The organism is Streptomyces sp. NPDC104096 (genome assembly GCF_055584385.1).
Window position 1 is genome coordinate 1 of the sequence record NZ_JBVJMD010000053.1, and the last position, 22,619, is coordinate 22,619.

Here is a 22,619-nt window from a genome sequence, read left to right on the forward strand (position 1 = left end):
GGGTGCCGGGCCCGGAGTGGTGCGTGGCGAGGTCAGGCGCGGTAGCCGCCGTACGGAGCGCTGTAGTACGTGCCCAGCTCGTCCCGGTACCCCGGGTCGCCGAGGTGCTTGTCCCGGTGGAACTCGGGAGCGTTCTTGATCTGTTCCTTGGTGAGGTCGACCAGGACCTTCTCCTCGTCGGGGTCGATGCTGACCACGGTGCTCGCCGGCAGCATGACCTCCTTGCCGAAGATCCACACGCCGGTGTCGACGACCAGGTAGGCGTCACCGACCTCGTCGGAGTGCTTGTCGACCTTTCCGATGCCTCCGTCGGTCGCCTCGACCTTGTAGCCCGTCAGGTCCGCACCCGCCAGACGGCCGGCGGTCGGCTGGTAGCTCCACACATGCTCAGTCACGCGAAAAACAACTCCTCCGGTCAACGGGGGACGGCAGAAAAGGCTTCTGCCGAACCCTCCTCGGCTCGTACGTCGCACGCGACGGGCCTTGCGTCCTCCTGGACTTCGTCCATCCCGCATTCACCGCGTCACGCGTATCGGATCGAATCCGGAACCGGGACGTCGGTCGATCATCCGTCCCGGCCGTCCGGCGGGTACCCCCGATGGCGGCGGTATACCGGTCACCGGAAAATCGGGCCCGTGCGCGGTGACATGACGGTGGCCCGCCACTCCGAGGAACGGAGTGGCGGGCCACCGCCGGTGAGGCTCTCAAGTGCGGGGTGGGAAAAGGGCTACCAGCGATACCAGCGGCCGCTGCCACCGCTCGGACGGGCGACGAAGCCGATCAGCCAGAGGACCAGGACCGCGAGAGCCACCCACCAGAGAATCTTCACCGCGAAACCCGCGCCGAAGAGGATCACGGCCAACAGAAGAACCAGAAGCAGGGGAACCATAGATATCAACCTCCGAGGCGCCGTCTGCCCGGCCGTCCCACGGACATGCATGCGAATCATCTTCGATTCCCGTTCCGCGATGAGGCGGCAGGTGTGCCGCTCTCCGGTGCGGTCCGGACCTGTCCGTGCGTCACTCCCGGTCGCGGGGGCCGAGGATGGGCTGTTCCGAGGAGGCCCACGGCGGCCGACGGATGAGTCCGGTGTACGCCGCACGGCCCAGTCGACCGCTGGGCGGGGCACCTCCCGGGCAGAGGATCACCATGGAGAACGATCGCGAGCTGGGCCAGGCCCATCAAGTGCCCCACGGTGTCGACGAGAAGACGGTGCGCGCCTTGGGCGCGCTGTCGAAGGCGCTGGAGACCACGGAGCGGGCCCGCGGCCATCTGTACGGGTTCCACCAGTTGACCGGGACGGCGGACTTCGAACTCGACTACGCGGTCCGGCTCCTGCGCGAGGCGGGCCACGAGGAGCGGGCCGCACAGGTCGAACGGGAACTCGTCGGCCGGAACGTCGTCCCGGGTTGCTGGACCTTCCAGATCGTCGAGGCCTACAACTCCACCTACTACCGGCCCTTCGCCGAGCTGGAACACCAGATCGTCGAGGACCTGGCCGAGGGGCGCGACCACCTCCTGGAGGCCCATTTCAAGACGGTCCGCCGCACCCCGGGCCACCCGGACCACACCGCGACGCCCCCCGGCCCATGAGGCGGGCCGAGGGCGCAGGTGTACCCAGGCTGCTGTCAGCCGACCATGGAGGTCTTACGGCGGAACATTCGGGGTACTCGTCCGGTGCGTGAGGAGCGACGGGCCGACCGGCGGGCGCCGATCACGACCAGGGCCAGGCCCAGGACGCCCACGGCTCCCACGATGATTCCACTCAGAAAGAGGGACCCGGTCGAGGAAGTCGCGTGGTAGCCGAAAATCGAGAAGTCGCCGCCGGTTGCGAGAGAGTGTCCGGCGCCGATATTTCCGAATACTCCCGCCAGTCCGACGACGACGGCCAGAACCAGAATGACGAGGCCAAGGATGAGAATCATGGAGATACTCCTTTGAGCTGCGGCCGAACAGGTCGCGGACCTTCATCACCACCTACCCCTGTTGTGCAACCCCAAGCGAAAGGGAGGACGCCATGCTCATCCTCGGCATCATTCTCCTCGTCGTCGGTTTCCTGACGGGAATTTCGATCCTGTGGACGATCGGGATCATTCTCCTCGTCGTGGGTGTCATTCTCTGGATTCTCGGAGCGGCCGGTCACGCCGTCGGCGGCCGTCGGCATTATTGGTAGCCCCGCTCAGGAGGCGGTGCTCCCGCTCAGTGGTGGGCGCAGGTGTTCCGGAAGGGCGGACCGTCCGTGCAGCGTGACGATTCCTGCCTGTCGAGCCCCCGCCCGGCAAGGTCGCACGCCCGCTCGACGGGGTGCGTGACCACGGCGGCCATCCGGCTCACGTCCCACACGACGTCCCGGCCGGCCGTCACCTCGGCGCCCCACTGCGTGGCCGCGAGGTGACGGTCGGCTCCGGCGAACGTGAGCCCGGTGACCGTCGACCGGAGGCCCGACAGTCGCGTCAGCCGACGTGGAGCGGTGCGCTCCGAGGTGCCCCACAGGGCGACCGTGCCGCTCGAAAGAGTTGTTCCGGCTGAACATCGATGCGCGGGACGCAGGCGGCACCCGAGGCGTAGAACGGTGACATGACAACGCCAGCATCGATGCCGGACCGGACCGATGTCGCCCGTGACCTGTGGCGGCTGCTCGAACCGATCCACGCCGTCGTGTACTTCGCCCCGGAGTCGGTGGAGGAGTTCAGGACGACGGGTTACCGCGGCTACTGGATGGGTTACTTCGCCGGCCGGGCCGCCCCGCTGGGCCGGGCAGGCGCCGACGTCGTGCACGCGCTGTTCTACAACTTCACCTACGAGCGGGTGAGCCGGGCCGTGCCCGCCGCGTGGAGTTTCGCCCCGCCGGACCAGGCGCTGAGCGCTCGGCTACGGGGATCCGTGCGAGCGCTCGCCCGGGCGCTCGGGCCCGCGGCCGACAGCGCGGAGGTGGCCCGTGCGGCACAGCTCGCGACGCGCGCCGCCCGGTCGGCGCCGCTCGAGGGCCGGGCGCTCTTCGCGGCCAACCGCTCCCTGCCGGTGCCCGAGGAACCCCTCGCCCGGCTGTGGCAGGCCGCGACACTCCTTCGGGAACACCGCGGCGACGGCCATGTCGCGGCCCTGGCCGCCGCCGGGATCGGCGGCCGCGAATCGCACGTCCTGCAAGCCACCGCGCGGGGGATCCCCCGCGCGGTCTACACGGTCGCCCGCGACTTCGACGAGGCCGAGTGGGACGCGAGACGCGACACGCTGGCCGAGAGAGGTCTGATCGAGGACGGTCGGCTGTCCCGGCGCGGACGACAGCTCACCGCCGAGGTCGAGGCACGCACCGACCGGCTGGCGGCGACCGCCTACGACGCGCTCGGCGCCGAGGAGACCGACGAACTCCTGCGGCTGCTGCGCCCCCTGACCCGTGCCGTACTACAGGCGGGTGACATCCCGCTCGACAACCCCATGGGACTCGACCTGCGCGCGGACCCCGGCCGGCCGTGACACGGCGGCGGTCGGGGCACGCCTGATCAGGAGGCACACCGCGGGTGCGTCCAGCGTGCCCTCACCGCCCCCGCGTCGCCTCACAACGAGGCGGTGGTCTGCTGCCCGGACGCGCTGCCCACGAGCCACTGGTCCCACGGCAGGTTGAAGGAGGCGTAGCCGTTGTCGGCCGGGGCCTTGGCGCGGGGCGAGCCGGTGATGGTGATCGGGTCGCCCTGCTTGACCTGGCCGTAGAACCACTTGGCGTCCGACAGGGACAGGTGGACGCAGCCGTGCGAGCCACGAGCGCTGCCGCTGCCCGGGTTGGGGTCGCCGGTGGAGTAGTGCACGTACGTACCGGACTGGGTCAGGTGGACGTCCCAGGGCAGTGTCAGGTCGTAGTAGTTGGAACTGCCCTTGTCGCAGCTGATGTGGACGCTGCAGGAGGTCATGTGGACCTTCTCCTGCTTGTCGATGACGGCCATCGTGCCGTTCCACGTCGGGTACTGGGCGCTGCCCGCGTTGATCGACAGGGTGCGCACCGGCTTGCTGTTCCGGGTCACCTTCATGGTGTGGCCGGTCACCGAGACGTCCGCGCGTACGTCGTCGCCGATGGTGAAGGAGTGCGTGTAGCTGCGTACGCCGTAGCGTCCGTTGCCGTTGCTGACGCCCTTCATGTCGACGTCGATCTTCACCTTCGTACCCGAGGGCCAGTAGTTCTGCGGCCGCCAGTCGGCGCGCTGGTCGCCGAACCAGTGCCAGGCGCCGACCACCGGCTGCGAGGCGCTCACCCGCATGTGCTTCTCCACCGTGGCCCGTGCCTTGGCCGCCACCGGGTTCGTGAAGACCACCGAGACCGGCATGGCCACACCGACCGTGGCGCCCGTCTGCGGGGTGATCGTCTCCAGCAGCATGGGCGGACCCGCGGGTTTCGTCGGGGACGCGCTGGCACTCGCGCGCGGCGTGCCCGACGCCTTCGCGTCGTCCCCGCCGGCCTTGTCGCTGCCGCCCCCGCCCCCGCCCCCGCCGCAGGCACTCGTGCCCACCAGCACGGCAGCGGTGACGAGTGCGATGCCTATGCCGCTCTTACGCCGTCGCACGACCTGCCCCGCTCTCTCTCGCTTCGGCCCTCACGGGCCCGTCTTCCGGTCAGACAGCGAGTGCCCACGCCGCAGTTGCATGAGTCACGTAAAACGTGTCCCAAGAAACGGTGGGGCTCAGCCGCCGCTCTTGCGCCGGAACGAACGCTGGCTCGATGCCGGGCCGTGCGCGCCGCGCACCTTCGACGCCGCGGGGTTCGCGGCGAGTTCGGCGGCATCCGCCTGCTGGGCGCGCTTGCGCGCCAGCGCCTCGCGGAACTTGCGCTTCAGGTCGTCCTGACCGCCCTCGTCGGGCGCCAGGTCAGGAGATTCGGTCTCGGCCGGCTCCGCACCTTCTCGGGATGAGGACTCTGCAGTCACGGGGACCTCCTGTGGTCTGGCGGTGGAATGCACAGCTTGGCATGGAGGGACCCGGATGAGGCATCCGTTTTTCGGTGACGCGGGCGGCGACCATGATTCGACGGCGGACCGCGGGGCGCCTCGGCGCGTCGCGGGACGAGCCGGTCCGGCCTGCGGACAAAATCTGATCATGACCGATACCACGAAAGCAGTTCTTGAGGGCGGCCCCGACGGTCTCACGGAACGGATCGTCTCGGTTCCCGCGTCGGGGCTCGACATCAAGGTCCCGTTCAACGGGGGATACGAGCACTTCAGGGTCACGACACGTCAGGAGACCACCGATCACGGCAGGTTGCCCGTGTACGAATGGTGGGAGCGTACGGAGCTCCCGGGGTAGCCAGGGTCCAGGGAGGGGCGGTCGAGGCGTCGGTGCCGGCCCGGACGGACGGTCCGGGCCGGGTGGAGGCCCTTCGTCAGGACTGGGTGACCGGACGCATGGCGAGACCCTCGGTGCCCGCCCAGTACGTGACCCGCTGGCCGTCGTCGGCCGGGAAGGAGGCGACGGGCATGCGTACGACGACCGGCTCGCCCGCTTCGCTCTCGCCGCCGGGGCTGCCGAGGCCGAGGGTCATGGACCGCACGTCGTAGGTGGCCAGGTGGCCGCCGGTGGCGAGCAGGCCGGCGTACGCCTTCCCGCCGGGAGCGAGGGTGAGCACCTCGCCGGGGTCGGTCCCCTTCATGACCGGGGCCGGTCCCCGGGCGTTGCCGAGCGTGACCTCGGGGGCGCCCTGGACGTCGCACTTCTTGCGGCCGGTGTTGGTGGCGACGAGGAGGAGGTGGCGAACCGGCTCACCCTTCGCGTCGTAGTTCGTGGCGGAGACCGACAGGTCCTGCAAGGTGCACAGGGGAACGCTGGAGCTGCCGTCGCCGCCGGTGGCCCTGCCGGTGCTCCCGCCCTGTTCGCTCTCGTCGCTGCCGCCGCCGGGCTGCGTCGAGGTCTTCGCGCTCGGCGTCGTCGCACTCGATGTCGTGGCGCTCGGCGTCGTCGCGCTCGACGGTGTGCTGCTCGTCGCGCTGGGCCGGGCGGAGGACTTGGACGCGTCCGCGGTGTCGTGCGATCCGGACTGGCACGCCGTGGTCGCCAGGAGCGCGGCGACCGCCGCGGCGCCCAGGGCGTAGGACCGCCGGCCGTTGAGGCTCTTGGGTTTCTTGCGGGCAGCGGTGTTCATGAGGTCCCCCTGTGGTCGGTCGTACGTGGTCGGCCGTCGATGGGACGGCGGACCGATTCTGCACCGGGGATCGCCCCCGACTCACAAGCCGGGAAGTCCTGTTACCGATCAAGGACAGGTTCGCCGCAAGGTCACAGGCGTCGGTTGCGGACCCCTGCCGGGAGGGCCGACCCGGCTGTCACGCGGTGGTGCCGGCGGGTGATGCCGGTGAGGCGTGGACGCCCGCGCGGTAGGCGCCGGGGGTCGTGCCCATGGTCTGGGCGAAGGCGTGGACGAACGCGCTGGTCGTCGCCCATCCACAGGCGTGCGCGGTGTCGGTGACGGAGGCGCCCTCGGCGAGCATGACCATCGCGTTGAAGACGCGGGCGCGAGTGCGCCACTGGGGGAACGTCATGCCGAATTCGTCGCGGTACAGGCGCGAGAGGGTGCGTTCACCCGCGTGTACCTGGTCGGCGACCTGGGCGAGGGTGTAGGGGTGGCGCAGGTTCTCCTCGATCAGGCGGCAGGCGTCGGCAAGACGCCGGTCGCGGGCGGAGGGCAGGGCGACGGGCTGGGCCGTGACGCGGCGCAGCCGGTCGCGCAGCACCGTTTCCATGTGGCGGCTCTCGGTCTGCGTGAGGGTGGTGCTGGTCAGTGCGATGAGGAGTTCGCGTACGAGGGCGTCGACGGCGATGACCGTGGGACGTTCGGTGTCGAGCAGCGCCGTCGTGCCCCGGGCGGGGAAACCGATGGCGTGGAAGCGGCTCCGGCCGTAGAAGCGGTGTTCGTGCCAGACGTTCGCCGGGATCCACAGGGCTCGGTCGTTGGAGGCGATCCAGGACCCGTGTTCCGTGGAGATGGCGAGGACCCCGGAGCTGACGTAGATGAGCTGGTGGTCGTCGTGGCGGTGCCGGTCGATCGTGTCGCCGCCGCCGTGGGCCTCGGTCTTGGTGGGCGCGACGGGCATGTGGCGGATCTTCGACATGCGTAGGCAGAATACGGGAAGCGCGCCCGGGGTGCCGTTGAGCATCGTGGAGCCCGTGACAGCGATACAGGAAACGAGCACGGCGCGTGACGTCGGTGACGGGCCGGAGCGAGGACACTGGCGTCGGATGCGGATCTGGGCCGGCGCCCACGCGGTCGACGACTTCTACCAGGGACTGGTGCCCGCCGCCGTCCCCTACTTCGTACTGCAACGCGATTTCAGCTATGTCCAGGCCTCCGGGCTGGCCCTTGCCGCCACCCTGGGCAGCGCGTTGCCGCAGGTGCCGATCGGGCTGCTGGCCGACCGGTACCGGCTGCGGTGGATGTCACCGCTGGGGGTGAGCCTCGCGGGGATCGGGGCAGGCCTGTCGGGGCTCGCGCCCTCCTATCCGCTGGTGTTCGCGCTGCTGTTGACGGCCGGTGTCGGCATCGCGATGTTCCATCCGCCGGCGGGGCGGGACGCGCGCCGGGCGGCCGGGGGCAGTGCCACCGCGATGAGCTACTTCGCCGCGGGCGGCAGCGTGGGCTTCTTCGTGGGACCGGCGCTGGTGACCCCGGCCCTCGACAACCTCGGCGTCGGTGCGACAGCGCTGTTCATCCCCCCTGCCGTGCTCATGGGCTTCGTCCTGCTGCGCCATCACCAGCGCACGGCGGGCGCGGACGCCAAGAAGGCGCAGCGTCAGGGCGCGGACCGGCCGTGGCTGTTCGCTGCGCTGACCGCGGTCGAGGTCGTGCGCTCCACGATCTCGACCGGGCTGAACACGTTCATCTCGCTGTACTGGATCCGGAGTCTGGAGGCGAGCAGCGGACTGGGCGGTACGGCGCTGACGCTGGAGCTCGGTGGAGGTGTGCTCGGCACGCTGCTCGGTGGCCGGCTCGCCGACCGGGTCGGCATGGTGCGCACGGTGCAGATCGGGAACGCCGCCATGCTGCCCGCCCTGTGGCTCATGCTGGTGTGCGACGACAAGTACCTGGCGCTGCCGCTGGCGTTGCTGGTGGGGCTCGTGTCGAACATCCCGTTCGCGGTGCTCATCAAGCTCGGCCAGGACTATCTGCCCAGCCGTCCCGGGACCGCGGCCGGCGTCACCCTCGGCCTCGCGGTGAGCGCCGGCGGACTGTTCATGCCGCTGCTGGGCGTCGTCGCCACCCACTACGGCCCCCGAGGCGCGCTCATGGTGCTCGCCGTCATTCCGGTGCTGGCCGTCGTGCTCTCCACCGCCCTGCGCGAGCCTGTCCACCAGGAGCCCGAGCCCGTCCCGGCCGAGTCCACCTGATCCGTCCGCAGACCCAGGCTCGGCGGGCCCGATTTCGCCAGGCCCGTCAGCGCGGCTGATGCCGCTGCTCCGGGTCGGGATCCGGGGTGCTGTGGGGGACGGTGTCCCAGGCGGCGCTGACGGAGGGCGCGCCCGCCAGGCCGAGGCTGCCCGCGCCGATGAGCAGGATGCCGATGATCTCGGGTACGAGGCGCACACCGAGTCCGATGTGTTCCGCGAACAGCGCCCATCCCAGGGCGACACTCGTGACGGCGTCGCCCAGGGTGAGGGCGGGCTGCGACGCCGTCAGCGATCCGGCGCGGAAAGCGGCCTGGAGCAGCACGAAGCTGAGCAACCCGATGACGGCCGTCCCCCACAGCGACCAGTGGGTGAACACGCCCGCCGGCCCTTGGTCCCGCCGTCCCACGACTTCCTTGATCAGCGCGGCGGTCAGCGCGAACGACATCGCGGCGGCCAGACCGAGCAGCGCCGCCCGCGGGCCGCCGCGCGTCGGACGGCTTGCCAGCACGAGGGCGATCACCACGGCCAGTACGACACCGCCGGCCATCAGCCAGGCGCTGTCGGATGCCGTCCCGAGGCCGGCGGAAGGGGAGGCCGCGGTGAGGAAGAGGGCCAGCCCGACGCCGAGCGAGAGGAACGCGAACCACGTACGCCGATCAGGGCGGCGGTGGAACACCATGCTGCCCACGACCAGGGTGAACAGGAGCTCACTGGCCAGCAGCGGTTGGACGACGGACAGACTGCCCACGGCGAGGGCCCAGGCCTGGAACAGGGTGGACAGGATCAGCAGACCGAAGCCCGCGAGCCAGTGCGGCCGTTGCAGAACGCGTGTCAGCCAGCGTACGGCGTGCCGCGCGCCGCTCCGGCTGTCGGACTCCTCGGCGGCGGCTCGGCGTTGCAGGACCGAGGCCGAGGCGTTGCACAGTGCCGCGAGCAGGGCGAGGACGACCGTGAGCGTTCCCACGGGCTCCTCATCCGAATCTGGTGGCGAGGCGCCGGTACAGCCCAGGGGCCCCGCCCCGCACCCGGGCGGGCAGTCGGAGCCAGCCCGGCACGTACACCTCGTCGCGGCCGTGTCGTACGGCGCTCCAGACGGCGTCGGCCACTTGCTCCGGCGCCACCGGCCGGGGATGGGACCGCAGGTAGGGGACGCCGCGGCGGGCGAAGAAGGGCGTGTCCACCACACCCGGGATCACATGGCTGACGCCGACGCCGGTGGCCCGCAGTTCGTACCGCAGGGCGTCGGCGAAGACGCCGAGCGCGGCCTTGACCGCGGAGTACACGGCCTCTCCGCGTACGGCGACGCTGCCCGCCACGGAGCCGATCAGCACGATGCGTCCGGAGTTCGCCTCCGCCATGTGGGGGACGAGTTGCCGTACGACATGGAGGGTGGAGAGCAGGTCCACGGCGACGACCTCCTCGATGGCGGACGCGGGCATGGCCGTGAAGTCTCCCGCCCAGCCCACACCGGCACACGCCACCAGCAGGTCGGGTCTGCCGACCCGGTCGAGGACGAAGTCGCACAGGAGCCGGTCGGTGTGCGGGCGGGCGAGGTCCGCGGGGAACGCCGCGGCCGACACCTGTGCGGCCACCCGGTCGAGCCGGGTGGGGTCGCGTCCGTTGAGGACCATGTGCCAGCCGCCCTCGGCGGCCAGCCGGCGGGCGACGGCCGCACCGATACCGGAAGAGGCTCCGGTCACGAGGGCCGTGCCGCGGAAGCGGGTTGCCCCGTTCGTGGTGCGCTCGTGCGCTGCCGGGGCCGCGGCGGCTGTGGGCACAGCCATGGCCGCCCTGTCTGCATGGTGAGGGGGGTGGGACATGAGCGGACCTCGCTGCACTGGTGGACAGGTCGGAGGGCCTGACTGCGACCGCTCCCGGATCTGGGCCGATGGGGGAAGCGCATCCCGGCCTCCCGCACCCTCGCTCCAGCTCATGGGCGTCCTTTCACCTTTGCACACCGGCATGGGCAAGGCGGACTTCACCGACGGTCGACCGGCGGTCGGCGCAGAGTGCCGCCGGGCGCGGGCAGGCTCGTGACCTCGGCGATCGCCTCGGGCGAGGGGTGGAAGCAGCGCCGTACGTCCGCCGGATCGCGGTGCCGCGACCCCGCCACGGGCATCGCCGGGCTGGCCGCGGCCCCACCGCGGGGTGAAACTGGGGTGCAGGTACTCGTGCGGGTGCCGGCCCGCGCCGATCTCCGAGGATCCATGGCTGTTCACCCGTCCGCTCGCCATGAGGCCGCTTCGGCGCCGGAGGCCGAACGGGTGCTGCTGGTCAGCGCCGGCATGGGTGCCGGACATGACAGCGTGGCGGCCGAGCTGGCCCGTCGTGTCCGGGCGGAGGGGAAGCAGGCGGGCGTCGTCGATGTGCTCGCGCTGCTGCCCCGCGGACTGGGAGCGGGACTGCGCGGGTTCTACGAGGCCTGCGTCCGAGGCGCCCCCTGGGCCTACGGGGGCATCTACGAGCTGTTCTTCAGACTCGGCGCCGGTCGTCGCCCGGCCGGCGCCCCCCTGGCCCGGCTCGCCGCCGACGCCTTCATGACCTCCGTGCGCCGGTCGCGCCCCGACGTGGTGGTGCCGGTCTTCCATCTGGCAGCACAGCTGACGGGGGAGCTGCGGGCCGCCGGCGTGCTGCGCGTGCCCAGCACCGTGATGATCGTCGACTTCGCGGTGCACCGGCAGTGGCTGCATCCCGGCAACGATCTCCATCTGTGCGTCTCGGACGACGGCGCCCGTCAGGTGCGCCGGTGGCTGGGCGGACGGGCGGAGGCGGTCGGCCCGGTGGTGGACCCGCGTTTCTTCGACGGCGCGGCAGACGCGGGGGAGCCCACCTGGCGCGGACGCCTGGAAAGCCGTGGGCGCGGACGTCCCGCGGTGCTGGTGTCGGGCGGCGCCTGGGGCGTGGGCTCGCACCTGCTCGACACGGCTCGGCTGCTCGCCGGGCGAGGTTTTCTGCCGGTCGTGCTCAGCGGACGCAACGAGCGGTTGCGGCGGGCGCTGTCCGGTGCGCCGGGGGTGTTCGCGCCCGGCTGGGTGACGGACATGCCCGAGCTGCTGCGCGCCTGTGCCGCGCTGGTGGACAACGCGGCCGGGCAGACCGCCGTCCAGGCGCTGGCGGCCGGTGTGCCCGTGGTCGGGTACCGGCCGCTGCCCGGGCACGGGGCGGACGGGGTACGGCGGATGGCCGCCCTCGGGCTGTGCGACCTCGCGGCCGACGCGACCGGCCTGCTGGGATCGCTCGACCGCCTGACCGAACCGGGCCCGGAGCGGGCTCGGCGCGTCGCGGCGGGGCGGGCGGTGTTCCGGGACGACGTGCTCGCGCGAGTGCTGGGGCGTGTCTGACGATTCCCGTCGTCCGCCCGGAGGGCGGGGCCGGCGGGAATCGTCGGCCACGCCCTGGCCCGGCCGGGTCCGCACCGGTCATCCTGAGCTTCTGCCGGAAGCCCCGGCGACGGCACCGCCGCTCCGTCCCACCGGGCAGTGCTCGGCGAGGGGTCCCACCGTCAGCCCCGCCGCGTGACAGCCGTTCACGATGTCCGGGAGCGCCGCGAGGGTGGAGCGCCAGCAGTCCGGCGCCGCGACGCGGTCGGAATCGTGCAGGAGGACCGTGCCGCCGGCCCGTAGATCGGCGCCGATCCGCGCCCGTACCGATACGGGCGTGGCGTCGTCCGTCCAGTCCTTGCCCCAGGCCGTCCACAGGACCGTCCTCAGCCCCGCGCGGTGTGCGGCCGCCCAGCGTCCGGAGGTCAGAATCCCGTAGGGCGGGCGGTACCAGCGCGGGCGTCGCCCCGCCAGGTCGTGCAACGCCTCCACGGAGCGCATGACCTCGCGTCGGTCGCGGGCGGGCGTAGGCAGCCAGGGGCGGTCGTGCGTCCAGCCGTGGACGGCGAGCTCGTGGCCGCGCTCGGCCATCTCGCGGACGAGCGCCGGATACCGCACCGCGCTCTCACCGAGCAGGAAGAAGGTGGCCCGGACACCGAGGTCGTCCAGAGCCTTCAGGAAAGACGGGGTGGAGCCGGGGTCGGGTCCGTCGTCGAAGGTCAGGGCGATGTGGTTCGGGCGTCCGAGGCCGGCCAGTCCGGGGAAGCACCGGTGCCGCAGGCCGGGGAGCCATGTGGCGGCAGGGCCGATGTGGGCCGCGGCCACGGTCATCAGGGGGAGCAGCACGCCCGCGGACATGCCGCGGACGGGCGTGGGGCGGATCGGCCGGGCCATTGACGACGTGCCTCCTCGAACGGAACGGTGGCGGGCTGCGGCCCTCGTCGACCAGGGCCGCAGCCCGGGTCCCCGGCTCACGGTGGGGTTCGCCTCCGGCGGGGACGGTCCTGACGGTCCCGAGGTAACCAGGACGCTCGACGCCAAACCACGCTCCCGCCGGAAGGCCCCAGCGTGTCGCGCCGGTGGGGCCGCGGCGCACGGCTCTGGACTTTTAAGGTCAATCGCGTTGTCATAAGAGTCCCCATGAAGGCCACGAGCCCCCAGGAGGGCCACGAGTGGGCCTGCCGCACGTCCCCTCAGAGATCGGAGCCCGGGTGAGCACCTTCGGCGACACGGACGGCCCGGCCTCCGCCGACCGGCTCGCGGCCGGACGGCGGCGCCGTACGACGCGGACCGGCACCGTGCTCAGCCAGGAGCTGATCGTGCGGACGGCGATCCGCCTGCTGGGCCAGCCCGGCAACGACGCACTGAGCGTGCGACGTCTGGGGATCGCGCTGGGCGCCGACCCCTCCGCGCTGTACCGCTACTTCCGCAGCACCGACGACCTCGTCCTCGCGGTCGCGGACGAACTGATCGGGATGAGCCTCAAGGACGTGCGGATCACCGGCGACTGGCGCGACGACCTGCGCCGGCTCGGGACGGACCTGCATCGCACGTACACCGCCCATCCCCAGGTCGCGGTGCTCGCGGCCTCCCGTGTCACCCGCCGTCCCAACGAGATGCAAGGGATCGAGATCGGCCTGGGCATCCTGCGCGACGCCGGCTTCGGGCCACAGGACGCGGCCCGGTACTACCACCGGTTCATCGACTTCACCCTGGGCCTCGCCGCCATCGACGCGGCCGCCAACGCGCTCCCCACGGAGGCCGGCGCGGCCGACCGCGCGGCCTGGCAGGGGACGTATGCCTGCCTGCCCCCCGACCGGTATCCCCGCATCGCCGAATCCGCGCACACCCTGGCGCGGACCATGAGCACCAGCGCCTACCCGGGTGCGCTGGAGGTCTTCCTCGACGGAGTGCAGGCGGCACTCGACCGGCACGGACGGTGAGGGTGCCCGATACGCCGGGGAGGGCGGCGAACTCCCCGCGCGCGGGCCGAATGTGATGAGGGCTACGGGAACCGCCCCGAGGAGGCCGCCGCCTACGAATACCCCCGCCACATCCGGATCGTGGACGCGCTGCCGACCGGCCCCGGCGGAAAAATCCCCAAGCGGCAGATCGCTCTGCCCACCGACTGAGCACGCCCCACGCCTGTTCCGGCGAAATTCGGCCACTTGCGTCGCGAGGCATTGTGCGTACGGAGGCGAGCTGTCACCGTCGTGCGCGGAATGGAAAGTCGATCATGAAATTCCATGAACGGCAAAACCGGCACCACCGACAATCCGTAGACCCGTTGAAGGGGATATCGCGCATCCATGAGAAGTGCCATGTTTTTATCGGCTGATACATCCCGTGTCCGGAATCGCGGCAGGATAGGGACTTTCCTCGCCGCCGCGGCGGTCCTTTCGGCGGCCACGCTCTTCGGCGCCGGTCCGGCCGTGGCCGCGCCCACGGCGATCAAGCTGACCTCCTCGTCCTGCCCCACCGAGATCGTGCAGGGCCAGGTGAGCGGCTGTGTCACCGAGTTGCAGAACCTGCTCAACGCCCACGGCGCCGGTCTGACGGTGGACGGCGAGTTCGGACTGAACACGCTGTACGCGGTGCGTGAGTACCAGGCCGCCACCGCGATCGCCGTGGACGGCCGGGTGGGCCCCCAGACCAAGAGCAAGCTGTACACGACGGCCGGTTCGGCGCCCGCTCCGATCAATCTGAACTCCGCCTCCTGCCCTGCGGACATCGTCCAGGGCCAGAAGAGCGGCTGCGTCACCGAACTCCAGCGCCTGCTCCGCCACCACGGCTACGCGGTCGAGGCGGACGGCGATTTCGGGGCGGGGACGGCCACCGCGGTCCGCAGCTTCCAGACCGCGCACGGCCTGACGGCCGACGGGTCGGTCGGGACGAACACCAAGGCCGCGCTCTACAGCACCGACGAGCTGCCGCCGACCGGTGTGGACCTGCGGTCCGCGGCCTGTCCGTCGGAGATCGTGGAGGGGGAGAGCGGCGGCTGCGTCGCGACCCTTCAGGCCCTGCTGAACGGCAAGGGCCAGTCCGTCGACATCGACGGCGGGTTCGGCCCCCAGACCCTGGCGGCCGTGAAGGCCTTCCAGTCCGCGAACGGCCTGACGGCCGACGGCCGCGTCGGCCCGGCCACCAAGGCCGCGCTGTACTCCAACATCGGAGGTGGCGGCGGCACCGGCGCACCGGCGCCGATCGTCCTGACCTCCGCCTCGTGCCCGAGCGAGATCGTGCAGGGCCAGAAGAGCGGCTGCGTCACCGAGCTGCAGAGTCTGCTCAACCACCACGGGGCCGACCTCGCCGTGGACGGCGACTTCGGGCCGATGACCGCCAGCGCGGTGCGCGACTTCCAGGCCGAGAAGGGCCTGTCGGTCGACGGCAAGGTGGGGTCGAACACCAAGGCCGCCCTGTACGGCGCGGTCACCCCGCCGTCGTCGCCCCCGCCCGGCGGCGGGTACGGCAAGATGCTCGATGTGGCCGAGGCCGAGGTCGGCACGGTCGCGGGCAGCGCCCGGGCGAACAGCTACGGCACGGCCGTGGGCGTCTCGCTGTCCACCAGCAACTACGCCTGGTGCGCGACCTTCGTGAGCTGGGTGGCCCAGCAGACGGGCGCCACGTCCTACCGTCACACCTACGTCGACCACTGGGTCAAGCAGGCGCGGGCGGGCAACTACCACCTCTCGGTGACGACGGATCCGCAGCCGGGCGACATCGTGGCCTACGACTGGGACGGCGGCAGTGACTTCACCGGCGGCAACGAGCACATCGGCATCGTCCGGTCGGTGAGCGGCGGGGCGAGCTTCACCGCCGTCGAGGGCAACACCAGCAATCCCGACACCGGTTCGGGATCGGGCGTCTACATCAAGAACCGCAGCACGAACAGCGGGTACGACGTCGTCTTCATCCGGGTCCGCTGACACCGGGTACGGCCCGATGCGACGTCCGATCGCGCCACGACGCGGCGGAGGGCCGTTACCCACTTTCGGGTGACGGCCTGCTCGGCCCCGGCCTGGCGTGGAGCGGCGGTCGGGCGGTGCTCCTCAAGGCCCGTACGGGACGAGCGGCCTGGCGGGGTGCCAGGGGCGGGCGCCGCCGGCATGAGTGGGTGATGCATCCAAGGGTCACGGAAATATGGGCAAGCTGTAACAGGGGCGAGTTTCCATCTCAAAGGTGGCGCATTACGGACAGAGTGTGCGTGCGGCCGCAAAAGGGGGCCGTTACCTCGTACACCGCGTCGGTGCCGCGACGGCTCGCAAGGCCGCTTCCACACCGACGCCCGCACCGTCAGGGGGACATCTTGTCCACTTCTGTCTCTGTCACCGCCCATCGTCTCTCCCCTCGCCGTCTGGCCGCCGCCGCGCTGGCGGCCGGCGCCCTGGTGGGTGTGGTGACGCTTCCGGCGTCCGCGGCCGGAATGGCCCGTCCGTACCAGCCGCTGGTGGAGATCACGGCCGTGCAGGCCGATTCCCCCGGGCGTGACGAGCGTTTCAACCACTCGCTGAACAAGGAGTGGGTCGAGCTGACCAACAGCACGCGTCAGACCGTCAACCTCGACGGCTGGACCCTGCGCGACGACGCCGGCCGCACCTACACCTTCCGCCACTACCGTCTGGGCGGCCGCGACACGGTCCGTATCCACACCGGTGAGGGCCGTGACACCCGCACCGACCTGTACCAGGACCGCCGCTACCACGTCTGGGACAACGACCGCGGCACCATCACCCTGCGCGACAACCGCGGCCGCTTCATCGACGACGAGTCCTGGGGCCGTTACCGCCACCACGGTGACGACTGGCGCCACGGCGACCACCGCGGACACGGTGACGACTGGCGTCACGGCGACCACCGCCGTCACGGTGACGACCGCCGTCACGGCGACCACCGCGGTCACGGCGACCACCGCGGTCACGGCGACCACCGTCACTGACCTCGCACGCCGTGTCCGGGCGGCTGTCTGCGCCACCCGGACACGGCGGTGACGACATGGCGGCGTGTCCGGGCCCCGCACGGGCCCGGGCGCGCCGCTGACCTGCTACTCTTCATCCAGAGCTGATCGGCGGAAGGCGCGCTGGTCCGCGATGCGTTGGTGGTCCAAGGAAAGACGTCCCGCTTCCTGCGGGGAGATGCAGGTGCAAGGCCTGCCCGGCGCTCTGTGAAGACCCTGTCCCGTGTTCCGCGGGGCGGGGTCTTCTGCTGTTCGCAGTGGGCCCGCCATGGCGGAATGCCGTACTTTCGTGTGCACCGGCCCGAACGCGCGGGAGGGTACCTCTTGTGGCAAGCCCCCTGATCGAGACCAAGCTGTACCGCCCCCGGATACGCCCGGGCGTGGTGGCGCGCCCCCGCCTGGGCGAATTCCTCAGCCGCGGGGCGAAGTCGAGGATGACCCTCGTGTCGGCCCCGGCCGGCTTCGGGAAGACGACGGCGGTCGCCGAGTGGCTGGCGGGCGCGGCCGCAGACCGGCGGAGCGCGGCCTGGCTGTCCCTCGACGCCCGTGACGGCCAACCCGCCTCGTTCTGGACGTACTTGATCACCGCCCTGCAGCGGGCCGCGCCCGGTGTGGGCGCCAGTACCCTGCCGCTGTTGCAGTCGGCCCAGCCGGCGATCGAGACCGTCCTGGCCACCGTGCTCAACGAACTCGGTGCCCTGGCGAACCCGCTCGACCTGATCCTCGACGACTACCATCTCGCCGACACTCCGGACATCCGGACGGGCATGACGTTCCTGCTCGAACACCTCCCGCCGCAGGTGCATCTGGTGATCTGCACCCGCGCCGACCCGGCGCTGCCGCTCGCCCGGCTTCGGGCCCGTGGCGAACTGGTCGAACTGCGCGCCACGGACCTCCGCTTCACCGCCGAGGAGGCGGCGGCCTATCTCGACGAGGCCGTCGGGCTGAAGCTGATCGCGGCGGACGTCGAAGCGCTGGAGCAACGTACCGAAGGCTGGATCGCCGCGCTCCAGTTGGCGGCGCTCTCGCTCCGCGGGCGCGAGGACGTCTCGCATTTCGTGGCGGGCTTCGCGGGGGACGACCGGTACGTCGTCGACTACCTGGTCGAAGAGGTGCTCGGACGCCAGAGCGACGACGTACGCGACTTCCTGCTGCGCACGTCCGTCCTGACCCGTCTCCACGGCCCGCTGTGCGACGCCGTCACCGGGCGGCGGGACGGCAAGTCCATGCTCGAAGTCCTCGACCGGGCCAATCTGTTCGTCGACCGACTCGACGACAGGCGCCGCTGGTACCGCTATCACCAGCTCTTCGCGGACGTCCTGCGCACGCATCTGGCCGACGAGCACCCCGACGAGGTCGCGGACCTGCACCGCCGGGCCGGCCAGTGGTACGCCGACGCCGACGAGCCGGTGCCGGCGGTCAGCCACGCACTCGAGGCGGGAGACGTCGACCGGGCGGCCGACCTCGTCGAGCGCGCGATCCCGGCGTTGCAGCGAGACAGACAGGAAGCCACCATCTGCGGCTGGATCAAGGACCTCCCGGACGACATCGTGCGCGTCCGCCCGGTGCTCGCCGTGGGCCTGGTCGGCGCGCTCATGACCCGCGGTGAGTTCGAGGGGGTCGAGGATCGTCTGGACGGGGCCGAGCGGCTCCTCGGCGAATCCGAACAGGGGTGCCCGGCAGCCGAGTCGGTCGTGGCCGACCGCAGCGCGCTGGACCGGCTGCCCGGCGCGATCGAGATGTACCGCTCCGCCCTCGCCGTGGCGCACGGCGACCCGTCCGCGACCGTGCGCCACGCACAGCGGGCCATCGACCGGGCAGCCGCGGACGACCATGTGGTCCGGGCCGCGGCATCGGCCCTGTCGGGGCTCGCCAGTTGGGGCGGCGGCGACCTGGACGCCGCCCACGCCTCCTACTCCGCAGCCGTCGAGGGCCTGCTACGGGCCGGGTATGTCGCGGACGTCCTGGGCTGCTCGATCACGCTCGCCGACATCCGCATCACCCAGGGCCGACTGACCGACGCGCAACGCACCTACGAGCGGGCCCTGCGGCTGGCCGCCGAGGCACCGGACATCCTGCGGGGCACCTCGGACATGCACCTCGGGCTGAGCCAGATCGCCTGGGAACGAGGAGACACCGCGGCCGCGACCGGACATCTGGAGCGAGCGCGGGAACTCGGCGAGCTCGCCGGACTGCCGCAGCACCCCTACCGGTGGCGGGTCGCGAAGGCCCGGATCCTGGACGCCGAGGGCGATCGGGCCGGAGCCCTGGAACTGCTGGAGGAAGCGGAGCGCGTCTACACCGGCGACCTCTCCCCGAACGTGCGGCCGGTCCCGGCCACCCGGGCCCGGCTGCTGCTCACCCACGGCAACCTCGGCGAGGCCCTCGACTGGGTCCGCCGACAGGGCCTGACCACCGACGACGAGCTGTCCTACGTACACGAGTACGAGCACCTCACCCTGGCCCGGATCCTGCTCGCCGCGCGCACGGCCGACCCTTCCGGTTCCGCGCTCGGCACCGTCGCCCCCTTCCTCCAACGGCTCCTCACGGCCGCCGAGGCGGGCGGACGCACGGCCGGGGTCATCGAGATCCTCGTACTGCAGGCACTGGTCCATGACGCCCGCGGCGACTCCGGCGCCGCCTTCGCCGCCCTGGAGCGGGCGCTGGCCCTGGCCGAACCGCAGGGCCATGTCCGCGTCTTCGTCGACGACGGACCGCCGGTCACCGCGCTTCTCACCACCGTCGTGCGACAACGGCCCGGTTGGGCGTACCCGCGCCGGCTCCTGGCCGCGGCCCACCGGACCGGCGGCGCCTCCGGCGAGGAGAAGGGCACGACGTCCGCGGTCACGCGGCACGAACTCGTCGAGCCGCTGAGCGAACGCGAGTCGGAGGTGCTGCGGCTGCTCGCCGGCGACCTCGGCGGCCCGGACATCGCGCGTCGGCTCCACGTGTCCTTGAACACCCTGCGCACTCACACCAAGCACATCTACGCGAAGCTCGGAGTCAACAACCGGCGGGACGCGGTCCGTGCGGCCGTACGCCTCGACCTGCTCCCCCGCGCACCCGGCCGTTGAGAGTGGGCTTCCTGAAGGCCCGGCCGCACAATCACCACCCCGCTCACCACATGTGGTGACGACCGCTCACCACACTGCTTGAGACCTTGGGGCCGGCTTCCCGACCCGCAAGGCCCAAGGAGCGTCATGAACACTCCGACGACCGGCTCACAGGACCGTCGTCCCCACTGGTACGAGATCCGCCTCCAGGGCCGTCTCGACCCCCGCTGGGCGACCCGGTTCGACGGCATGACCCTCACCACCGACGGCGACGGGACGACCCTCCTCCAGGGGCCCGTCGTGGACCAGGCGGCCCTGCACGGCCTGCTGCACGGGCTGCGCGACATCGGCCTCCCCCTGGTCTCGGTCGCCCGGGTGGAGACGGGCCCACGGGAGGTCGACCCGAAGACGCCCCCACCCCGCCCGTCCGAGAACTCAGAACCCGGAGACTGACATGACCAGCACCATGCCGACGGCCTCGGCCACGCAGGCACGGACCGACCGGACGAGGAACCACGCCCGCGCGGCCGGAGCGTTCTACCTGATCACCTTCGTGGCATCCATCCCCGCACTCCTGCTGATCGCCCCTGTCCTGGACCACGCCGACTACATCGTCGGCGCCGGCGACGACACCCGGGTGCTGTGGGGGTGTCTCCTCGACCTGATCAGCGCCCTGGCCTGCATCGGCACCGCCGTCGCGGTCTTCCCCGTCGTCAAGCGGACCGGCGAGGCACTGGCACTGGGCTTCGTCACCGCGCGCCTGGTCGAGGCCGCGGTCATCCTGATCGGCGTGGTGAGCCTGCTGTCCGTGATCACCCTGCGCCGGGACCTCGCCGACGCGACCGGTCAGGACGCGGCGGCGCTGGTCACCACCGGGAAGACGCTCGTGGCCGTCCGCGACTGGACCTTCCTGCTCGGCCCCGGCTTCATGCCCTGCCTCAACGCCCTGCTGTTCGGCACGCTGCTGTACCGGTCCAGGCTGGTGCCCCGCTTCATCCCCGTCCTGGGCTTCGTCGGCGCCCCGCTGCTCCTGACGGCCGGCCTCGCGACCTTCTTCGGCCACAACGACCAGCTCTCCGCTTGGTCGTTCCTCGCCACCCTGCCCATCGCCGCCTGGGAACTCGCCGTCGGCACCTACATGCTCGTCAAGGGTTTCAGGCCCGCGGCCCCCACCGCCGCACAGGCTTGAGCAGCCCGGCCCACGCCGGGATCCCCCCGACGGTGAGGGGAGCGGTCCGTGACGTCAGGCAGTGGGACCTGGCGCGCCGGGCCGCTTGGCGGTGTCCCGCCGCGAGATGGCCCCGGCGACCTCCTCGACGATGCCTCGGATCATGTCCCCGTAGGGATCCAGAGGAAGACCGGGGGCGTGTGCTCGGGCCGCGTCGATGTGTGTGGTGGCGGCCTCGAAGGAACCCAGGCGGCGGTAGTTGTCGGCCAGGTTGAGGTGCAGCGACGGGTAGAAGCCGGCGATGTGGAGGTCGGCGTGGTGCTCCTGGACGCGCCGCTCGGTCACGGCGTCGGCGGCGTCCAGGGCCCGCACGTCCCAGGCGAGTGCCTGGGCGGGATCCTCGTGGAGATCCGCCAGGTAGTGGGCGAGGGAGCAGCGGTGCAGTGGGTCGCCGGTGACGCCGATCTGCGACCACAGACTCAGGAGCTTCCGGCGGGCGGAGGCGACGTCGCCGGTACGGCCTTCGACGACGGCGTGGCCTATGGCTTCCATGGTCGGGTCGGAGGCGGCGGATGCGGTGGTCATGGATGGTCCTGTTCTCTGTTCTCTGTCGGCTGTTCTCAGGTCGAGTGGTCAGGGGCTGGTCTCAGGCCGCGTCGTCGGCTCTGACGGGCATGGCCAGCGTGGTGAGATCGCCGCGGTCGGCGGAGCGGATCGTGACGGGCTGGTCGTCTCCCCTCAGGTCGAGCATCACGTCGGGGCCGATCGCCGTGCTCACGGCCGGGTAGAGCGTGGTCAGCTCGAACCGGATCCGGAGGGCGTCGCCCGTCGTGGCGGCGGGGAGCAGGATGCCGGGGTGCTCGTCGTCCACCGACCGGACGTCCACCGTGTGCTCGGCGACGCGCAGCGCGACGCGTTCGCCGGGGTGTTCTTCCAGGGCGCGCAGGAGCAGGTCCTTCGAGACCGTCGCGCGGGTGGTGACCTCGCGCAGTGACGCGAGCAGCAGGCGGTGGTCGGGGAATTCCTCGGACAGCAGCCGGCAGTGCCGGTCCTCCCGCCCGGCCAGGCGGAGCAGGATCCCGTGCGGCACCGCTTCGAGCCGCACCAGCGCGCTGCGGCGGACCTCGGCGGCCGCGGCCCGCAGATCGTCGCCGTCGACCGTGCCGGTCCAGGTCTGTCCGGGCGGTCGCGCCGGGACCAGGGTCCGGGTGGCGAGCCGGTAGCGGTCGGTCGCGGTCAGCACGACCGCTTCATGACTCGCCTCGATGTGCAGGCCGGCGAGTACCGGCAGCCCCGGCTCATGCGCGGTCGCGGTCAGGACCTGCTCGACCGCGTCCGCCAGCACCGGACCCTTCAGCACCGCGACCGGCAGCCCGGGCGCGTCGCCGACCAGCGCCGACTTGATGACGGCGGCCTTCCGCAGTGCCGCCGCCGCATCCCCGACGATCTTCCAGACATGCTCGTCGAGCAGCCGGGACGCTTCCCGCGCCTCGGCGTCGAGGACCGCCTCGACGGCGGCGAGGGGCATGGCGATCTCGCGGAGCCGACGCAGCGCGGTCGCCCGCGCCACCTGGTCGGCGGTGTAGTAGCGGTAGCCCGAGACCGGATCGACCTCGGCGGGGGACAGCAGCCCGGAGTCGGCGTAGAACCGCAACGCGCTGGAGGTCAGACCAGTGCGCCGGGCGAAGACCCCGATGGGCATCAACTCGGAATTCGGCACCTCGCCATCATTGGGCTTCAACCAACTCGAAGGTCAACATCGACGT

The 22,619-nt window shown here is 71.5% G+C and carries 25 protein-coding genes; 13 read left to right on the top strand and 12 right to left on the bottom strand.

Annotation, left to right across the window (positions count from 1 at the left end):
• Window positions 1–32: 32 nt before the first annotated feature.
• On the bottom strand, window positions 33–395 hold the full coding sequence (locus tag ACZ60B_RS34705) for a PRC-barrel domain containing protein (protein ID WP_469394217.1): 363 nt from the start codon (window positions 393–395) through the stop codon (window positions 33–35).
• A gap of 332 nt (window positions 396–727) precedes the next feature.
• Entirely contained in the window at window positions 728–889 is a 162-nt protein-coding gene (locus ACZ60B_RS34710) for a hydrophobic protein (protein WP_469394219.1), read from the bottom strand.
• Window positions 890–1,149: 260 nt separating this feature from the next.
• Between ACZ60B_RS34710 and ACZ60B_RS34715 the strand changes: the two genes are divergently transcribed.
• The gene (locus tag ACZ60B_RS34715) at window positions 1,150–1,593 is read left to right on the top strand and encodes a hypothetical protein (protein WP_469394221.1); all 444 of its coding nucleotides are present in this window, start codon (window positions 1,150–1,152) and stop codon (window positions 1,591–1,593) included.
• A gap of 35 nt (window positions 1,594–1,628) precedes the next feature.
• On the opposite strand, the gene ACZ60B_RS34720 is transcribed toward ACZ60B_RS34715, so the two are convergent.
• On the bottom strand, window positions 1,629–1,925 hold the full coding sequence (locus ACZ60B_RS34720) for a hypothetical protein (RefSeq protein WP_469394222.1): 297 nt from the start codon (window positions 1,923–1,925) through the stop codon (window positions 1,629–1,631).
• A 92-nt stretch (window positions 1,926–2,017) separates the two neighbouring features.
• On the opposite strand from ACZ60B_RS34720, the gene ACZ60B_RS34725 reads away from it, so the two are divergent.
• On the top strand, window positions 2,018–2,173 hold the full coding sequence (locus ACZ60B_RS34725) for a DUF6131 family protein (RefSeq protein ID WP_469394223.1): 156 nt from the start codon (window positions 2,018–2,020) through the stop codon (window positions 2,171–2,173).
• A 404-nt stretch (window positions 2,174–2,577) separates the two neighbouring features.
• Window positions 2,578–3,474: an SCO6745 family protein gene (locus ACZ60B_RS34730; protein WP_469394224.1), complete on the top strand. Its 897-nt coding sequence runs from the start codon at window positions 2,578–2,580 to the stop codon at window positions 3,472–3,474.
• 80 nt (window positions 3,475–3,554) lie between these two features.
• Here the strand turns inward: ACZ60B_RS34730 and ACZ60B_RS34735 are convergent, their stop codons facing one another.
• Together ACZ60B_RS34735 and ACZ60B_RS34740 are read right to left on the bottom strand one after the other, a co-directional pair.
• Window positions 3,555–4,553: a L,D-transpeptidase gene (locus ACZ60B_RS34735; protein WP_469394225.1), complete on the bottom strand. Its 999-nt coding sequence runs from the start codon at window positions 4,551–4,553 to the stop codon at window positions 3,555–3,557.
• Window positions 4,554–4,670: 117 nt separating this feature from the next.
• Complete coding sequence (locus ACZ60B_RS34740) at window positions 4,671–4,913, bottom strand: DUF5302 domain-containing protein (RefSeq protein WP_469394227.1); 243 nt, start codon at window positions 4,911–4,913, stop codon at window positions 4,671–4,673.
• Between the two features lie 169 nt (window positions 4,914–5,082).
• Between ACZ60B_RS34740 and ACZ60B_RS34745 the strand changes: the two genes are divergently transcribed.
• Window positions 5,083–5,289, top strand: coding sequence for a DUF5988 family protein (locus ACZ60B_RS34745; RefSeq protein WP_469394229.1), 207 nt, complete (start codon window positions 5,083–5,085; stop codon window positions 5,287–5,289).
• A gap of 76 nt (window positions 5,290–5,365) precedes the next feature.
• On the opposite strand, the gene ACZ60B_RS34750 is transcribed toward ACZ60B_RS34745, so the two are convergent.
• The gene (locus ACZ60B_RS34750; protein WP_469394231.1) at window positions 5,366–5,788 is read right to left on the bottom strand and encodes a DUF4232 domain-containing protein; all 423 of its coding nucleotides are present in this window, start codon (window positions 5,786–5,788) and stop codon (window positions 5,366–5,368) included.
• 1 nt (window position 5,789) lies between these two features.
• On the opposite strand from ACZ60B_RS34750, the gene ACZ60B_RS34755 reads away from it, so the two are divergent.
• Window positions 5,790–6,071, top strand: coding sequence for a hypothetical protein (locus ACZ60B_RS34755; protein WP_469394233.1), 282 nt, complete (start codon window positions 5,790–5,792; stop codon window positions 6,069–6,071).
• Between the two features lie 228 nt (window positions 6,072–6,299).
• Here the strand turns inward: ACZ60B_RS34755 and ACZ60B_RS34760 are convergent, their stop codons facing one another.
• Window positions 6,300–7,085, bottom strand: a complete 786-nt coding sequence (locus ACZ60B_RS34760; protein ID WP_469394235.1) for an AraC family transcriptional regulator — start codon at window positions 7,083–7,085, stop codon at window positions 6,300–6,302.
• Between the two features lie 55 nt (window positions 7,086–7,140).
• Between ACZ60B_RS34760 and ACZ60B_RS34765 the strand changes: the two genes are divergently transcribed.
• A complete protein-coding gene (locus ACZ60B_RS34765; protein ID WP_469394237.1) occupies window positions 7,141–8,358 on the top strand; it encodes an MFS transporter in 1,218 nt (405 codons plus the stop codon).
• Between the two features lie 46 nt (window positions 8,359–8,404).
• On the opposite strand, the gene ACZ60B_RS34770 is transcribed toward ACZ60B_RS34765, so the two are convergent.
• Together ACZ60B_RS34770 and ACZ60B_RS34775 are read right to left on the bottom strand one after the other, a co-directional pair.
• Entirely contained in the window at window positions 8,405–9,322 is a 918-nt protein-coding gene (locus ACZ60B_RS34770; protein WP_469394239.1) for a DMT family transporter, read from the bottom strand.
• Between the two features lie 7 nt (window positions 9,323–9,329).
• Window positions 9,330–10,178, bottom strand: a complete 849-nt coding sequence (locus tag ACZ60B_RS34775; RefSeq protein ID WP_469394241.1) for an SDR family NAD(P)-dependent oxidoreductase — start codon at window positions 10,176–10,178, stop codon at window positions 9,330–9,332.
• Window positions 10,179–10,565: 387 nt separating this feature from the next.
• Between ACZ60B_RS34775 and ACZ60B_RS34780 the strand changes: the two genes are divergently transcribed.
• The gene (locus ACZ60B_RS34780) at window positions 10,566–11,699 is read left to right on the top strand and encodes an MGDG synthase family glycosyltransferase (RefSeq protein ID WP_469394243.1); all 1,134 of its coding nucleotides are present in this window, start codon (window positions 10,566–10,568) and stop codon (window positions 11,697–11,699) included.
• Between the two features lie 78 nt (window positions 11,700–11,777).
• Here ACZ60B_RS34780 and ACZ60B_RS34785 read toward each other — a convergent pair whose 3' ends face one another.
• Window positions 11,778–12,572, bottom strand: coding sequence for a polysaccharide deacetylase family protein (locus ACZ60B_RS34785; RefSeq protein WP_469394245.1), 795 nt, complete (start codon window positions 12,570–12,572; stop codon window positions 11,778–11,780).
• A 317-nt stretch (window positions 12,573–12,889) separates the two neighbouring features.
• Between ACZ60B_RS34785 and ACZ60B_RS34790 the strand changes: the two genes are divergently transcribed.
• From ACZ60B_RS34790 to ACZ60B_RS34815, 6 genes are all read left to right on the top strand, one after another.
• Entirely contained in the window at window positions 12,890–13,621 is a 732-nt protein-coding gene (locus tag ACZ60B_RS34790) for a TetR/AcrR family transcriptional regulator (RefSeq protein WP_469394247.1), read from the top strand.
• A gap of 489 nt (window positions 13,622–14,110) precedes the next feature.
• Window positions 14,111–15,604, top strand: coding sequence for a peptidoglycan-binding protein (locus ACZ60B_RS34795; RefSeq protein ID WP_469394249.1), 1,494 nt, complete (start codon window positions 14,111–14,113; stop codon window positions 15,602–15,604).
• Between the two features lie 380 nt (window positions 15,605–15,984).
• Window positions 15,985–16,614 (top strand): lamin tail domain-containing protein, encoded by a 630-nt coding sequence (locus ACZ60B_RS34800; protein WP_469394251.1) that lies wholly within the window; start codon window positions 15,985–15,987, stop codon window positions 16,612–16,614.
• Window positions 16,615–16,958: 344 nt separating this feature from the next.
• Window positions 16,959–19,706 carry a winged helix-turn-helix domain-containing protein gene (locus tag ACZ60B_RS34805; RefSeq protein ID WP_469394254.1) on the top strand — a complete coding sequence of 916 codons (2,748 nt, stop codon included), beginning with the start codon at window positions 16,959–16,961 and terminating at the stop codon, window positions 19,704–19,706.
• Between the two features lie 126 nt (window positions 19,707–19,832).
• Window positions 19,833–20,138 (top strand): hypothetical protein, encoded by a 306-nt coding sequence (locus ACZ60B_RS34810; RefSeq protein ID WP_469394256.1) that lies wholly within the window; start codon window positions 19,833–19,835, stop codon window positions 20,136–20,138.
• 1 nt (window position 20,139) lies between these two features.
• The gene (locus ACZ60B_RS34815) at window positions 20,140–20,874 is read left to right on the top strand and encodes a DUF4386 domain-containing protein (RefSeq protein ID WP_469394258.1); all 735 of its coding nucleotides are present in this window, start codon (window positions 20,140–20,142) and stop codon (window positions 20,872–20,874) included.
• A 54-nt stretch (window positions 20,875–20,928) separates the two neighbouring features.
• Here the strand turns inward: ACZ60B_RS34815 and ACZ60B_RS34820 are convergent, their stop codons facing one another.
• Complete coding sequence (locus ACZ60B_RS34820; protein WP_469394260.1) at window positions 20,929–21,438, bottom strand: hypothetical protein; 510 nt, start codon at window positions 21,436–21,438, stop codon at window positions 20,929–20,931.
• A 61-nt stretch (window positions 21,439–21,499) separates the two neighbouring features.
• The gene (locus ACZ60B_RS34825; RefSeq protein ID WP_469394262.1) at window positions 21,500–22,573 is read right to left on the bottom strand and encodes a DNA polymerase III subunit beta family protein; all 1,074 of its coding nucleotides are present in this window, start codon (window positions 22,571–22,573) and stop codon (window positions 21,500–21,502) included.
• Window positions 22,574–22,619 lie beyond the last annotated feature (46 nt).

Bases quoted from the DNA above. Each gene is read 5' to 3' on its own strand.
- ACZ60B_RS34710 (WP_469394219.1), bottom strand. From the start codon at position 889: ATGGTTCCCCTGCTTCTGGTTCTTCTGTTGGCCGTGATCCTCTTCGGC.
- ACZ60B_RS34715 (WP_469394221.1), top strand. From the start codon at position 1,150: ATGGAGAACGATCGCGAGCTGGGCCAGGCCCATCAAGTGCCCCACGGT.
- ACZ60B_RS34720 (WP_469394222.1), bottom strand. From the start codon at position 1,925: ATGATTCTCATCCTTGGCCTCGTCATTCTGGTTCTGGCCGTCGTCGTC.
- ACZ60B_RS34725 (WP_469394223.1), top strand. From the start codon at position 2,018: ATGCTCATCCTCGGCATCATTCTCCTCGTCGTCGGTTTCCTGACGGGA.
- ACZ60B_RS34730 (WP_469394224.1), top strand. From the start codon at position 2,578: ATGACAACGCCAGCATCGATGCCGGACCGGACCGATGTCGCCCGTGAC.
- ACZ60B_RS34745 (WP_469394229.1), top strand. From the start codon at position 5,083: ATGACCGATACCACGAAAGCAGTTCTTGAGGGCGGCCCCGACGGTCTC.
- ACZ60B_RS34760 (WP_469394235.1), bottom strand. From the start codon at position 7,085: ATGTCGAAGATCCGCCACATGCCCGTCGCGCCCACCAAGACCGAGGCC.
- ACZ60B_RS34775 (WP_469394241.1), bottom strand. From the start codon at position 10,178: ATGTCCCACCCCCCTCACCATGCAGACAGGGCGGCCATGGCTGTGCCC.
- ACZ60B_RS34780 (WP_469394243.1), top strand. From the start codon at position 10,566: ATGGCTGTTCACCCGTCCGCTCGCCATGAGGCCGCTTCGGCGCCGGAG.
- ACZ60B_RS34785 (WP_469394245.1), bottom strand. From the start codon at position 12,572: ATGGCCCGGCCGATCCGCCCCACGCCCGTCCGCGGCATGTCCGCGGGC.
- ACZ60B_RS34810 (WP_469394256.1), top strand. From the start codon at position 19,833: ATGAACACTCCGACGACCGGCTCACAGGACCGTCGTCCCCACTGGTAC.
- ACZ60B_RS34815 (WP_469394258.1), top strand. From the start codon at position 20,140: ATGACCAGCACCATGCCGACGGCCTCGGCCACGCAGGCACGGACCGAC.
- ACZ60B_RS34820 (WP_469394260.1), bottom strand. From the start codon at position 21,438: ATGACCACCGCATCCGCCGCCTCCGACCCGACCATGGAAGCCATAGGC.